This is a genomic window from Rhodococcus sp. WS3 (assembly GCF_003797085.1).
In the GTDB taxonomy this organism is placed as follows: domain Bacteria; phylum Actinomycetota; class Actinomycetes; order Mycobacteriales; family Mycobacteriaceae; genus Rhodococcus_F; species Rhodococcus_F globerula.
Window position 1 is genome coordinate 287392 of the sequence record NZ_RKMA01000003.1, and the last position, 14485, is coordinate 301876.

12 protein-coding genes are annotated in these 14485 nt (G+C 63.6%); 5 read left to right on the forward strand and 7 right to left on the reverse strand.

The window, feature by feature from the left end:
- Positions 1-84: 84 nt before the first annotated feature.
- Entirely contained in the window at positions 85-1665 is a 1581-nt protein-coding gene (locus EEB13_RS22440) for an SLC13 family permease (RefSeq protein WP_141486321.1), read from the forward strand.
- A 24-nt stretch (positions 1666-1689) separates the two neighbouring features.
- Here EEB13_RS22440 and EEB13_RS22445 read toward each other — a convergent pair whose 3' ends face one another.
- The 6 genes from EEB13_RS22445 to EEB13_RS22470 form a co-directional block, all read right to left on the reverse strand.
- Complete coding sequence (locus tag EEB13_RS22445; RefSeq protein WP_141486685.1) at positions 1690-2829, reverse strand: PQQ-dependent sugar dehydrogenase; 1140 nt, start codon at positions 2827-2829, stop codon at positions 1690-1692.
- 52 nt (positions 2830-2881) lie between these two features.
- Complete coding sequence (gene egtD, locus EEB13_RS22450; RefSeq protein WP_033234291.1) at positions 2882-3847, reverse strand: L-histidine N(alpha)-methyltransferase; 966 nt, start codon at positions 3845-3847, stop codon at positions 2882-2884.
- Entirely contained in the window at positions 3844-4608 is a 765-nt protein-coding gene (gene egtC, locus EEB13_RS22455; protein ID WP_141486322.1) for an ergothioneine biosynthesis protein EgtC, read from the reverse strand. Before egtC ends, egtD begins: the two co-directional genes overlap by 4 nt.
- A 1-nt stretch (position 4609) precedes the next feature.
- The gene (gene egtB, locus EEB13_RS22460; RefSeq protein ID WP_141486323.1) at positions 4610-5917 is read right to left on the reverse strand and encodes an ergothioneine biosynthesis protein EgtB; all 1308 of its coding nucleotides are present in this window, start codon (positions 5915-5917) and stop codon (positions 4610-4612) included.
- The gene (gene egtA, locus EEB13_RS22465; protein WP_141486324.1) at positions 5917-7122 is read right to left on the reverse strand and encodes an ergothioneine biosynthesis glutamate--cysteine ligase EgtA; all 1206 of its coding nucleotides are present in this window, start codon (positions 7120-7122) and stop codon (positions 5917-5919) included. Before egtA ends, egtB begins: the two co-directional genes overlap by 1 nt.
- A 94-nt stretch (positions 7123-7216) precedes the next feature.
- The gene (locus EEB13_RS22470) at positions 7217-8449 is read right to left on the reverse strand and encodes an APC family permease (protein WP_141486325.1); all 1233 of its coding nucleotides are present in this window, start codon (positions 8447-8449) and stop codon (positions 7217-7219) included.
- 56 nt (positions 8450-8505) lie between these two features.
- Between EEB13_RS22470 and EEB13_RS22475 the strand changes: the two genes are divergently transcribed.
- The 4 genes from EEB13_RS22475 to pth all read left to right on the forward strand — a co-directional run bounded on the left by EEB13_RS22475 (position 8506) and on the right by pth (position 12802).
- A complete protein-coding gene (locus tag EEB13_RS22475; protein ID WP_141486326.1) occupies positions 8506-9687 on the forward strand; it encodes an aminotransferase class V-fold PLP-dependent enzyme in 1182 nt (393 codons plus the stop codon).
- Between the two features lie 87 nt (positions 9688-9774).
- Positions 9775-11238 (forward strand): FAD-dependent oxidoreductase, encoded by a 1464-nt coding sequence (locus EEB13_RS22480; RefSeq protein ID WP_033234286.1) that lies wholly within the window; start codon positions 9775-9777, stop codon positions 11236-11238.
- 286 nt (positions 11239-11524) lie between these two features.
- The gene (locus tag EEB13_RS22490) at positions 11525-12121 is read left to right on the forward strand and encodes a 50S ribosomal protein L25/general stress protein Ctc (RefSeq protein WP_033234285.1); all 597 of its coding nucleotides are present in this window, start codon (positions 11525-11527) and stop codon (positions 12119-12121) included.
- Between the two features lie 108 nt (positions 12122-12229).
- Positions 12230-12802, forward strand: coding sequence for an aminoacyl-tRNA hydrolase (pth, locus tag EEB13_RS22495; RefSeq protein ID WP_033234284.1), 573 nt, complete (start codon positions 12230-12232; stop codon positions 12800-12802).
- 3 nt (positions 12803-12805) lie between these two features.
- Here pth and EEB13_RS22500 read toward each other — a convergent pair whose 3' ends face one another.
- The gene (locus tag EEB13_RS22500; RefSeq protein WP_033234283.1) at positions 12806-14440 is read right to left on the reverse strand and encodes a fatty acyl-AMP ligase; all 1635 of its coding nucleotides are present in this window, start codon (positions 14438-14440) and stop codon (positions 12806-12808) included.
- Positions 14441-14485 lie beyond the last annotated feature (45 nt).

The following is a 14485-nucleotide window of genomic DNA, read 5'->3' on the forward strand; positions in this document are numbered from 1 at the left end:
CTTCGACCCCGCCTCCTTCCGAGACGGGGTCGTTCTGTATGCGATGCAGGGCGGTAGCCGTGGTGGGAGGTAGCTTTACGAATCGTGAATGACATCACCATCACCTTTGTCGTGCTTGCCGTGGTTGTGGCTCTGTTTGTCATAGGCAGAATTCCGGTCGGCATCATCGCGATCGGAACCGCACTGGCGCTGGCCGCAACCGGGGTGATCTCGGTGGAACAGGCACTGGCCGGATTCGGTGATCCCACAGTCATATTCATCGCCGCACTCTTTGTCGTCAGCGAAGCGCTCGACGCCACAGGAGTCACGACGTGGGCGGGCGAGAAACTTCTGACGAAGGTAGGCGATTCACGCGTTCGGTTGGTGAGCGCAATCATGTTGCTGGTCGCCGCACTGACAGCATTGATCAGTGTGAACGGTGCGGTAGCCGCATTGATCCCGATGGTGGTCGTCCTCGCGGTCCGACTCGGCCGGTCCACATCGCAACTGCTGCTCCCGCTCGCCTTTGCCGCGCATGCCGGTTCGATGCTCACGCTCACCGGCACACCGGTCAACATCATCGTCTCCGACGCCGCCGACGACGCCGGTGTCGGCGCATTCGGCTTCTTCGACTTCACCTTGATCGGCGCGCCACTGGTTCTCGGAACCATTGCGATCGCAGTCTTTCTCGGTCCTCGCGTGTTGCCCCACCGCGCCGGGACGTCGATGTCACCGGACCTGAGCCGGCACGCCAAAACACTCGCACAGCAATACGCCGTCGCGGGCGGTTGCGATCAATCCGACGCGCCGCTGATCACCAAGGACGACGGTGTTGTCGAGGTGATTGTTCCGCCTCGTTCGGAGATCATCGGCGACAAGGTTTTCCCCGGCATGCTTACCGACAGTGGCGATCTGGTGGTTCTGGCCGCAGCGCGAGCCGGCGAGCCCTGTGGGCCTGGCGGTATCAGGCTCGCTGCCGGCGACACACTCTTGCTGCAGGGCAGTTGGGACGACCTGGACACTCACACGTCCGTGGACCCGAACGTCCTTGTTGTCGACCCGCCTGCCTTGATCCGTAAGCAGGCCGCGCCGCTCGGAACCCGCGCGATCATGTCGCTGGTCGTTGTCGCCGCCATGGTGATCATGCTGACGTTCGGATTGGTCCCGTCCGCCGTCGCGGGTCTTCTTGCCGCCTGCGCGATGGTCCTGCTGCGCGTGATCAGCGTCGAACAGGCCCACCGCTCGATCTCGTGGACCACCCTCATCCTGGTCGGTGGAATGATCCCGCTTTCCACGGCAATTCAACAGACCGGCGCTGCCGAGAAACTCGCCCACGGTTTTGTCGACGTCATCGGCGGCGCCAGCCCGTACGTCGTTGTTGCCGGACTGTTCCTCGTCACCGCAACGCTCGGCCAGCTCATCAGCAACACCGCGACGGCATTGATCATCACGCCGATCGCAATTTCCGTCGCCTCCGAGCTGAACATCTCGGTGGTGCCGCTCCTGATGACCGTGACCGTCGCGGCCGCCGCGTCGTTCCTGACTCCCGTCGCAACCCCCGCCAACATGATGGTTATGGGCCCTGGCGGCTACAAGTTCGGCGACTACTGGAAGCTCGGACTCCCGATGCTCGTGTGGTTCCTCGTGGTTGCGACGGTTCTGATCCCGCTGATCTGGAACTTCTGACACCTATTACGGCTGGTAATTCGGCTACGGAGACGGCGTCACGAGCAGCACCCGGTCGTTCTCGCCGTTGTCCGTGGTGACAAGAAGAGATCCGTTGGCCGTTGGCGTGACCGAACGCAGGCGTCCGTACTGATCTTCCAACCCGTACGTCTGGGCGTCGACGCTGCGGCCGTCGTCGCTCAGTCGCACGAAGATCAGTTTCTTGCTCTTGAGTCCGCCGATGACGACGCTGCCGTCCCACGAACCCCATTGCGGGCCCGAGGCAAATGCCGCGCTCGCAGTTGCCAGGGTCGAGTTACCCGAACTCCATACCGCTTCGATCGCGCCCGGCACGCGGGACGGATCGGTCATCGGCACCGACTCGTCGTATGTTCCGGGCAACCGGTCCGGTCGGTAGCCGTAGTTTCCGCCGGGGGTGAGTAGATTCAGCTCGTCGTCGACGCTAGTGCCCTGCTCCACCGAATAGAGCCTGCCGGTTCCGGGTTGAACGGCCAATCCCTGAACGTTCCGGTGGCCGAGTGTGTACACGAGACTCGACGGGTTGGGGTTGCCCGCCGCCGGCGTGCCGTCCGCGTTGACGTGCAAGACCTTGCCGCCCAGCGAGTTCGGATCCTGCGGAACACTGGGCGTCGCGCTGTCACCCGTGCCGATCAACAGCGTTCCGTCTTCGGATGCAAGTATTCGGCAACCTCCGTGTCGCCCCGTCGAGACCGGGAGGCCGGACACCACGGTTCCGGTTCGCGTGAGTTCAGTCCATCCGGCGTCGACCGTCCACGAGATCACTCGAATATCCGTTACTCCCCCAGCGCTGAATCCCTGGCAGGTGTACAGGGTGCGGGACTGAGCGAAGTCGCGGGCAAGCGCGATTCCCATGAGTCCGGTCTCGGACCGAGCGTAGAGATCCGAAAGGTCTGCAGTGACGGGGCCGGTCGTGTTGTCACTGCGGCGAACGACAAAACCTCCGGACCGTTGCCCGGTGAGAACGGTTCCGTCGGGCGCCTGCACAACATCCCAGGGATGGTCCAGTCCGTCGAGGAGGGTGGTGACCTCGAGTTCCGGCAACGTGTCCTCGGTGGGGACTTCCGAACTGCTGCCAACAGATTCGAGATCCCCGGGTGGCGGAACCGTCTGAGCGGAGCATTGTGCCAACGGGATCGTGAGCATCACGATTGTCGCTGCAATCAGGACAGCGCGCCCGGATACGAGTGCACCCAAGTCAGGCTCGCTCCGCACACAACAACGCGAACCGCTGATCGGCGTCGGTCCACACTTTCTGTAACCGAAAGCCCGCAGCCTCCAACTCGGCAGTAATCCCGTCGACGGTGAATTTCGCGGAGATTTCCGTACGCAATTGCTCGCCCGCAGCGAAGGTGATATCCAGATCCAGGTCTTCGATTCGCACCGAAAGATCGCGGAGTGCTTCCAACCGCATCTCGATCCACTGGTTCTCGGCATCCCAGAGTGCGACGTGCCTGAACGCTTCCAGCGGGAAGTTCGCGCCGAGTTGCTTGTTCAACACGCTGAGCACGTTGAGGTTGAACTGCGCCGTTACTCCCGCGCTGTCGTCGTATGCGGGAACCAGCACGGCCGGATCGGTCACCAACCCCACGCCGAGGATCAAGCTCTCACTCTGGCCGAGGACCTCGGCGACACCGGCGAGGAACTCTGCGCGCTCGCCCGGAATCAGATTCCCCAGCGTGCCGCCCAAAAACGCGACCGCTCGCCTGCCGCCGCTGGGAAGATGATGCAGCGAACCGGTGAAGTCGCTGACCACTCCGATGACGTCGATACCCGGAAACTCCGCGCTGATCGCCTTTGCCGCACCTTCCAACGCAGTCACCGAAACATCTTGCGGTACATAGGTATGCAGTGAATCAGACATCGCTTCCAGCAGGAGGCGCGTCTTCTCCGAGGAACCGGAACCCAACTCGATCAGCATCTTCGGTGTAGTCAACGATGCGATCTCGCCGGCGCACTCGGCCAGCAAAGCGCGTTCCGTGCGGGTGGGGTAATACTCGGGCAGCTCGGTGATCTGCTCGAAGAGTTCACTGCCTCGGGCGTCATAGAACCACACCGGCGCAAGCCACTTCGCCTGCGCGGTCAGGCCGGATCGAGCGTCGGACCGTAGTTGCTCGACAAGGTCGTCCGGAGTCAGAAAGATCTCGAGAATCGGGGTGCTCATCGTTCTCCCATCGGGATCGGGGTGATGATCAAATGCCCGGGGCGGGCGCAGACGAGGTGCCTGTCAGGAACTTGTTCCCACTGGGGTGAATCATCGAAGGGTTCGGACGCGACCAGTGCTTGCAACTCGTCGACGAGAACGTACAGCGTATGGCCCCACGTGCTGGCCCACAGTTCGTTCCCGTCGCCGAGCAGGAAATTCAGACGCGAACCTGGCGCCACTGCTTCGACGTCGTGAATGACGGTGGTCAAGGCGGCTTCCACCGACGTGCCCGTCAACGAAGATGCGTCCTGCAAGCGATGACGCAACAGGGCCCACAGCAGTGCCGAATCTGTTGGCGCCGACATGGTCAGCAGCGCGGCAGTCGGAACCTCCTGTGCAAGAGCGGCAACCGAACTCGGCCACCCGGTGAGGACTCCGTTGTGACTGAATGCGTAGGTAGTGTCGACAAAGGGTGCGCATGCGCCGACTTCGACGGCCATTCCCTCGGTCGCGGACCGCACCGCGGCCAGAACCGATCCGCTGCGGATATGTGAAAGCGTTTCCTCGACAGTGGGATCCGACCAGATCGGGGTACTACTTCGATACCGCCCCAACTTCCCGGCCGTCCACCAACTTACGCCGAAGCCATCGGCGTTGATGACTCCACCCTTGCGCATCTCACGGGGCGCCCACGACTGCTTCACCAGCGAATGGGTTCCGCCCTGCAGGAGATCTCGGACAGAGCGCGGCGGTCCGAGGTAGCCGAGATGCCGGCACATGTCAGACGTGCCCGGACAGTGTTCTGGCGCAGCGAAATCCGGAGAATATCTGACGCCGGATCGGATGATCCCAATTGCGGAAGGTGCCACGGCACGCAACGCTGTCGGTTCCGAACGAACCACCGCGCAGCATCTTGTAATCACCGCCGAAGAACACCTCGGAGTACTCACGGTATGGAAACGCGTGAAACCCCGGGTACGGATGGAAACCGGAAGACGTCCATTCCCACACGTCCCCGATCAACTGCTGCACGCCGTACGCCGACGCACCGTCGGGATATGCCCCCGCATCAGCCGGAGACAGATGCCGTTGGCCGAGATTGGCGCGAGTCTCGTCCGGTGCGTCATCGCCCCACGGGAATCGGCGGGACCGCCCGGATTCGGGATCCCACCGCGCCGCTTTCTCCCATTCGGCTTCGGTGGGAAGTCGCTTGCCGGCCCAGGTTGCATAGGCTTCGGCTTCGAAGTAGCTGACATGCACCACCGGGCGGCGAATCGCTACCGGTTTGTCGGTGCCGAAAGACCGCTGCCACCACGTTGATCCGTCGCGTTCCCAGAACAAGGGCGCAGTGAGCTTGGCATCGATGCGATGACGCCACCCGACCCGCGACCACAGTTCGGGCCGGGAATACCCGCCGTCGTCGATGAATTCGATGAACTCACCGTTGGTAACCGGGAATCGGTCGATGGCATAGGGGCCCAGATACACCTGGTGAGCGGTTCTCTCGTTGTCGAGAGCCCACGGTTCGTCATCGGTACCCATCACAAACGGCCCGGCGGGAACGACCACCTCGTCATGAAGGGGCTTGCGCCGCACAGCGGGAGCTGGTGTGGCCACGAGTGCCGCAGGGCCGGAACGTAATTGGTGTGTCGCGAGCATACTTTCGGCGTGTTGCTGTTCGTGCTGGGCGATCATGCCGAACGCAAACCCGCTGCGTTCGAGTGGTTTTCCGTCGAAGTTGCTGTCAGCCAGGACGTCCAACACCTTGCCTCGAACCGTACGTATGTATTGACGCGATTCGGCCGGGTCCAACAGTGGAAGCTCAGGCCGCGTGGGCCGCGAGTGTTTGAACGCGTCGTACATGTCGTCGATATCGCGCCTGACCGGTTCTCGCCCGCCCACATCGCGTACCAGCCACAGTTCCTCCTGGTTGCCGATATGGGCAAGATCCCACACCAGCGGACTCATGAGCGGCGAGTGCTGGGCGATCAACTCGGTGTCGTCGACACAATCGGTGAGCAGCAGCGAACGCGCTCGTGCCCGATCCAGGACGGTCTCGACCGCCTCCTTGGTGACCTCTGCCGACATCAGGTTCCCTCGACCGGTGCCAGGCCCCGACAACACCGCTCGGCCGCACGATCGAGGAGACGAACAAACTCGGGATCAGGCGCATACGACGCTGCGAGCGACATCAGAGATGTTGCTGCCGAACGTAATTCGACGTCCACCAGCCCGTATTCCGCGGCATCCCGCCAGCGGCCCGCCGTCGATGCCGCGGCATCGCTTGCTTCCTGCATCACTGCAGGCCCGGACAGCAGCGCATCGATCGCGGCTATCGGCACGCGCCACAGATCGCCGGGTTGAGCGTCGATGTACCTCACCTCCAGATGTCCTGCCGCACGGACCGGCGGAAACATCGTGGACAGGTGGTAGTCCAGATCCTCGGACGTGGGCGCACGACCTATGTCGGATTCGAGTGCCCCGTCGATCCAGTCGCCAAACGTGGCGCCCCGCGGCGCAGTCCAGTCTTCGGAACTGTTCCGGACACACATCAGCGGGACGTTCAAGGCCCACTGCGCATAATCGGCGGCATCGACGACGGGCATAGTGCGCCTGGCATCAAGTTCGAGCCACGTCCGCATCCGTTGCGACGCCCACTCACCTCGCGGAATCCCTTCCAGCTGTGGCGAACACGCAAATGCGGCGATCAGAGCCGGTCCGATGTCGCCGAGGAGTCGCCACCGCCGCGCTATAGCTTCTTGGCTGCCACCCGCATCGACGCTCACCTGCACGGCGGCGGTGTTGCACATCATGAGGGTTCCGTACGGCCCGATAGAGGCAAACTGATGTTCCATGGCGCAGTATCGGGGCAGTCGCAGCAAGCGGTGTGGTTCACGCAGCTCATCCGCCGAACCGTCGTACATCTCGATGGACTGATCGTGCAGAAGCGCACTCAACACGCGGTGGTCTTCACCCAGGTAGTCGCATACTTCGCGGGCTGACGTGCGCGGCGCCGAGGAAAGTTCGATCTGACCGCCCGGTTCGACGGTCACATAACTTCCACCCGGAAGTGGGGCGCCAGGAGATTCCGGGTCGATGCTGGTGGGCGTATGTTTACCCAGCGCGTGGGCCAGCGCTTCGAGCGACGGACGACCACCACCGGCATCCCTGGTCAGCCATTCGATCTCGGTCCCGATGAGTCGCGGCGGGCCCTGTTTGAAGCACACCCCACCGATGTATGCCTCGGCGGCGGGACGTGAGTCCAGCGTCGTTTCCAGTACTGCGGTTGCCATTCGACTTCCCCTTTGGGTATGTCTAGCGGTTCGCGGGCTCTAGCGGTTGTACCGACGATAGAGCCCGCACACACCGATTGCACCCTTTGCCGTGTTACGTGTCGCCAAATTTTTTCAGTCGTATCCACCGGTACCCACAACCCAGAAGAACAACACCTGTCCCCGCCGCAACTGCCGAAGTAGGCAGCGTGAACGCCAGGACCGCACATCCCAGCGCTCCGACGACCTGAAGCCAGCGCGGGAACATCCGATCCGCGCCGCCTTGGGTATACGCACTGACATTTGCCACTAGGTAGTACACCAGCACCCCGAACGACGAAAACCCGATCACACCACGCAGATCGACCATCGAGACCAGTGCGATCACGATCGCTCCGACAGCCAGTTCAGCGTGATGTGGCACAGAAAATTTGGGGTGAATCGCTGCGAAAGTCGGGGGCAGATCCCGTTCCCGGCCCATCGCCATCGCGGTTCTGCTCACTCCCGCGATCAGCGCCAACAGCGCACCAGCGGATGCGGCGGCGGCGCCGACGACCACAATCGGTTCAGCCCACCCCCACCCGGAAAGCGCGACGGCATCCGCGAGCGGACGGGTCGACTCCGCAAGTCTCTCCTGCCCCAGAGTAACCAGAAGAACCACCGCTACCAGTGCATAGATGACTACCGCAGCTCCCAGTGCTATCAGGATTGCGCGTGGAATTGTGCGCCGAGGATCCCGGACTTCCTCCCCCAGAGTCGCGATGCGGGCGTACCCGGCAAAGGCGAAGAACAGTAACCCCGCCGATTGCAGAACCCCGTACCAGGAGCCGAAGACAACGTCAGGCATCGCACGATGAGCACCCGGCCCCCACAGCGATACACACAAACCCACGCCGATTGCCGTCACGGACATCGCGACGATCACTCGCGCCATCTGCGCGGTCCTGGTGACACCGCGATAGTTCACCGCGACTAGCAGCACCACTAGCGCCACGGCGACGGGCTTCCGATACGGTTCGGGTACAACGTAAGTCGCGAAGGTCAACGCCATCGCCCCGCAGCTCGCGATCTTCCCGATCACAAACGACCACCCCGCAATGAACCCCCACCACGGCCCGAGTTGCTCACGTCCGTAGACGTACGTCCCGCCTGAGGTCGGATAACGCGCGGCCAGTTGCGCCGACGACGTGGCGTTGCAGTACGCCACGAATGCCGCGATCGCCAGACCGAACATCAATCCCGTGCCGGCCGCTGCCGCTGCCGGCGCGAACACCACGAACACTCCGGCACCGATCATCGCGGCAAGGCCGATCACCACGGCGTCGAACGTCCCCAGGGTGCGGTCCATCGGTATAGCTTCGTTCACAGAGCCTTTGAACCACACCGAAGTGAACGGATGGTGCCATGTTCGACCTCACCTCGATCCGCCGCGACACCCCTGGGTGCCTCGACAAGGCGTTCCTCGACAGCGCCGGATCCTCGCTACCGCCCGAACCGGTATTGACGGCGATGATCGAGCATCTGCGTCTGGAAGCCGACGTCGGCGGCTACGTCGCCGCAGATCGCCGCAGCGATGCCCTGGCTGCGGTTCCACACTCACTGGCCCGGGTGATCGGCGCCCAGCCTTCGGATATCGCCTTGACCGACAGCGCAACCCGCGCCTGGAACGACTTTTTTGCAGCCGTGCCCTTGAGCCCGGGCGACCGCGTCCTGATCTGCGGTGTCGAGTACGCCAGCAACGCCATCGCCGCGCTGGGGCGGGCGCGGTCGACCGGCGCGAAGGTCGAGGTGATTCCGAGCGATTCCGACGGCCGGATCGACCTCGACGCACTCGAAGCGATGCTCGACGACCGTGTCCGCGTCATCTCGGTTGTCCACGCCCCCACGAACAGCGGCCTGGTCAACCCGGTCCGTGAGGTTGTCGAACTGGCCGCGCGACACGGCGCACTGGTGCTTCTCGACGCGTGCCAATCGGTCGGCCAACTGCCCATCGACGTGGCTGCCCTCGGCGTCGACGCGTTGAGCGCCACGGGCCGCAAGTGGCTTCGGGGCCCACGGGGAACGGGGTTTCTCTACGTCCGTCCCGGACTGGCGACCGCGCTCGAACCTGCCGCGATGGACCTGCACGGAGCGGACTGGACCCACCCCGATTCCTATGTGCCCGCGCCGGATGCCACACGATTCGAACTGTGGGAAACCAGTGTCGCGGCTCGCCTCGGACTCGGCGCCGCGGCGGACTACCTCTTGGCGCTGGGGACGGAAACCGTTGCGCAGCAGATCGAATCGAGGGCGAACTATCTTCGGGCGGGCCTGGGCGCGCTGTCCGGTGTCACAGTCCAGGATCGTGGACCCATCCTCAGCGGCATCGTCTCGTTCACCTTGGACGCGGTTCCGGCCGCCGAAGTCCGCAGTCGACTTGCGATGCAGAGCATCACTGTGACTGTGAGCAGTCGCGGATCGACACTCCTCGACATGACGGCACGCGGGCTCGACGCCGTCGTCAGAGCGTCCCCGCACTGTTTTGTCGACGAGAATGATCTGGACAGTTTTCTCGGCGCGGTACGGGATTTGAGCGTCTCCCGATGACCGGGATCACAGCGGGCAGGAGACGAGCGGAGCTGCAAATCTTGACTCTCACCTGATCAGTTCATTTTTTGCGAGAGGACGCCGCCCATGGCCGACGCCACAATTTCCCCGATTTCCGTTTCCGACATCTCTAGCTGGGACTTCGAAGCCGACGTGGTTGTCGCCGGCTACGGAATCGCCGGAGTCACCGCGGCAATCGAGGCTGCCCGCGCGGGCGCCGACGTGCTCGTGCTCGAGCGAACCGGCGGTTGGGGCGGTGCCGCGTCACTGGCCGGCGGCTTCATCTACCTGGGCGGCGGCACTGCGCTGCAGAAGGCATGCGGATTCGACGACACCGTCGACAACATGAAGACATTCATGAAAGCCGCACTCGGCCCGGGAACCGACGACGCCAAGATCGATGCCTACTGCGAAGGCAGCGTCGATCACTACAACTGGCTCGTCGACGCCGGCGTTCCGTTCAAGGAGTCGTTCTGGGGTCAGCCCGGCTGGGAACCGCCCTTCGACGACGGCCTCATGTACTCCGGCGGTGAGAACGCCGCGCCGTTCAACACGCTGGTCGATCCCGCGCCCCGTGGACACGTTCCGCAGATGTCCGAGAAGAAGACCGGCGAGCAGGGCGGCGGCTACATGCTGATGAAGCCGCTCGTCGAGACGGCCGAAAAGCTCGGTGTCCGAGCAGAATACGATTTGCGCGTCCAGACTCTGGTGGTCGACGGCCCCCGCGTGGTCGGCGTTGTCGCCAAGCGTTACGGCAAGGATGTCGCGATCCGCGCCAACAAGGGTGTTGTGCTGGCGATGGGCAGCTTTGCCTACAACAACGAGATGGTGCGCTCCAACGCGCCGCGTATCTTCGGCCATCCGGCCGCTTCCATCGAGGCGCACGACGGTCGCGCGATCCAGATCGGCCAGGCACTCGGCGCCGACACCGCGCATATGGACGCCACCGAGGTTGCGTTCTTCTGCGACCCGCAGTTGATGGTGCGCGGCATTCTCGTCAACGGCCGTGGTCAGCGATACATCCCCGAGGACACCTACCCGGGCCGCATCGGCCAGGCAACGCTGTTCCAGCAGGACAATCAGGCTTTCCTCATCATCGACGAAGCCGCATACGAGGAAGGCATCGCCGCCGAATCGTCCAGTGCGCAGTTGCGCGCGCAACCGACGTGGGTAGCGGAAACGGTCGAGGAACTCGAAGCCGAAATGGGGCTTCCCGTCGGCTCGCTGCAATCCACTGTCGATCTCTACAACCGTCACGCCGAGTCGAACTCCGACCCGGTGCTTGGCAAGAAGCCCGAGTGGGTCAAGCCGATCGTCGGCCCGTTCGCCGCGATCGACCTGCGCGGTCGCACCGGCGGCTTCACACTCGGCGGGTTGAAGACAACCGTCGATTCCGAGGTTCTGCACGTTTCCGGCGAGCCGATCCCCGGACTGTTCGCTGCGGGCCGCTGCACGTCCGGTGTCTGCGCGGGCGGCTACGCCAGCGGAACCAGCCTCGGCGACGGCAGCTTCTTCGGGCGTCGCGCCGGAATCAGCGCGGCCCGCTCCTGATGCAGCAGTGAACTGAACACAGCGGGAAGTACCGGAACTCGTGCGGCGATTCGCGGCGACGCGCGAGTTCCGGTACTGTATGGAACGTTGTCTCGGCGAGGGTGAATCGCAGCTGCTCCACTAACTGCAGGTTTTCCGTGATCGACGCGGCTACGGCTCAGCTCGAGCGTTTCGCTCCTGGCCGTGTGCGCGCCTGTCCACTTTCCGAAGGCAGAATCTGTCGCCGACAGAACCACACGTCAGTAAACCGAGCACGAACCCCGTGAGTTGTAGGAGCCGTTTCATCATGTCTGAAGAGAACAACCTCGTCGCTGTCGTCCGCACCGAATTCGGCAAGGGTGCAGCTCGCCGCGCACGCCGCGACGGCCTGGTCCCCACGGTTCTGTACGGCCACGGTGAAGACCCCAAGCACCTCAACGTCGTCGCTCGCGACTTCGCTTCCATCCTCCGCGCACACGGCACCAACGCTGTGCTGACGCTCGACATCGACGGCACGGAGCAGGTTGCACTGACCAAGTCGGTCGTCGTGCACCCCATCCGCAACTACATCGAGCACGCTGACCTCCTCGTCATCAAGAAGGGCGAGAAGGTCACGATCGACGTTCCCGTCGTCGTCACCGGTGACGCAGCTGCAGGCACCATGGTCGCTCAGGATGCCGCCACCATCTCCCTCGAGGCTGACGCGCTGCACATCCCCGAGCAGATCGAGGTTTCGGTCGAGGGCCTCGAGGCCGGCACCCAGATCCTGGCAAGCCAGCTCGAACTCCCCAAGGGCTCGACCCTGCAGGCAGATGCAGACGTGCTGATCGTCAACGTCACCGCAGCAGCTACCGAGGCTTCCGAAGAAGCGGCAGCGGCAGCGGCAGCAACCGAAGAGGCCTGATCCTCGCGTTCTCCTCGAGAACACAGCTTGTGCGCGGCGCGTCATTCCGAGTTTCGGAGTGACGCGCCGTTTGCGCGTCCACTCCCCTGTCGGTAAAGGAAATCTCCGATGAGCACAGATACAGCCTTGGTGATCGGACTCGGTAACCCCGGCCCGCAGTACGAAAAGACCCGGCACAACATCGGGTTCATGGTTGCCGGCACCCTGGCGGGCCGGATGGGCGGAAAGTTCAACGCGCACAAGAAGAGTGGGGCCGAGATCGTCGAAGGCCGCTTGGCCGGCCGACGCGTGATCCTCGGCAAGCCGCGCTCGTACATGAACCTCTCCGGTGGTGCCGTGGCCGGCCTGGCCCGGTTCTTCTCGGTTGACCCGTCGAACATCATCGTCGTTCACGACGAGCTGGATCTCGACTTCGGAACCATCCGCCTCAAGCTGGGCGGCGGCGAGGGCGGCCACAACGGCTTGCGCTCCATCTCGAGTTCACTCTCCACCAAGGACTACCTGCGTACGCGCGTCGGCATCGGCCGCCCGCCCGGCCGGATGGACCCGGCCGACTACGTACTCAAGCCGTTCTCCGCAGCCGAGCGCAAAGAACTCGATCTGGTCTGCGAAGAAGCCGCAGACGCAGTGGAGTTACTCCTCGAACTTGGACTCGAAGCAGCGCAGAATCGCCTGCACTGACCTTCACTTTCCGATCAGGGCGGCGGAGTTGGACCGTCGCAGTTTTCCCGACGACGTTTTCGGGATACTGCCGGGCCCCAGAACCGCGACGGCGCGTGGCCGCAGACCCACTTCGGAGAACACCGCCCGGATCACATCGTGCTCGATACGGGAAACTTCCTCGGGGTCCTCGAACGCGTTGGTCTCGACGGCAACTGCAAAGCTCTCTCGCTTCCGTCCGGCGTCGAGCCGAACAGCCACCGCATTTCCGGGTCGCACCCCGACCACCGTCGCGGCTGCCCGCTCGATATCGGTGGGATAGACATTGCGGCCGCCCATGATAATGACGTCCTTGACCCTCCCACACACCACGACGAGGCCCTCTTCGGTGAGGTAGCCGACGTCGCCGGTGTTGAACCAGCCGTCGGCGCCATGCGCGGATCGGCGACCTTCGGTGGTGATGTACCCGTGTGTGACGGCCTTGCCTCGAACCTCGATGATTCCGACGCCTCGGGCCGGCAGCACCTCCCCATCTCCGTCGACGACGCGGCCCTCCAAGTCCGGAACAAGTCTCCCCAGAGTCGCGAGAGCCCGCGCGTTGGGCCGGTTCGAAGGAACCGCCCGCGACATCGCATCGAGAAAATCGGGATCCACGTAGTCGACGATCGCCCCTTGACCCGGGTCTGGGATGGACACCGCCAGAGTTGTCTCGGCCATGCCGTAGGCCGGTGCGAGCGCCGTCGGGTTCAATCCGAACCGTGCCCCGGCCTTGGTGAGGGCGTCCAAGGTGTCGGGGTCGACGGGTTCTGCCCCGTTCCACATGTAGCGGACCGTGGAGAGATCCACAGCGCCGTCCTCCGCTTGCGCCAGCCGTCGAGCAAGAAGCGAGTACGCGAAATTCGGTGCGGCCGTGACCGTTCCACCGTACTTTCCCATCAGCTCCGCCCACAGGATCGGGCTGCGGAGAAAGTCCAACGGCGTGATGCTGACGACCTCGGCCCCCAATTGCATGGGAACACTGAGGAATCCGACCATTCCCATGTCGTGGAAGAGCGGGAGCCAACTCACCATGACGTCCTCGTCGATCGAGAACTTGATGCGATTGACCATCGCGTACGCGTTGACGTGAAAGTTCTCGTGCGTGATCTGCACAGCTTTCGGCGAACCGGTCGAGCCTGACGTCAACTGCTGCAGAGCGATATCCGATTCCGCGGTGTCGACCGGATCGATCGCCCGACCCGTTCGCAGTTCGTCGATCGTGACCACCGTGATGCCGCTGGCTTCGAGGAGTGGTTTTGCCGCGTCGAACGGGCTCCCGACAATGACCGCCCGCGCGGCGATCATGTCGATCACCTTCTGGGTGTCCTGCGCCCACACCGCCAGATCGGTTCGCGGTGTCGGCTGGTGCAGCATGGTCACGGAAGCGCCGCGCATCCAACTCGCCTGACAGGCCGGCGCGATGTCCACCGGTTGACCGGCCAGGATTCCGACCGCGACCCCGTGATCGATCCCGGCGTCGGCCAATCCACCCGCCATCCGGCGCGCTTGCCGATGAATGTCGCTCCAGGTCTGCCGCAACGGGCTATCCGGTTCGCCCGTCACCATGCCGTGATCGCTGACAGCGGCACTCTTGTACATCTCGTCGGTGAATTTGCTCAATGCTGCTCCTCAGAACGCCTGAATACAGTGCCGAACCCGTCATGT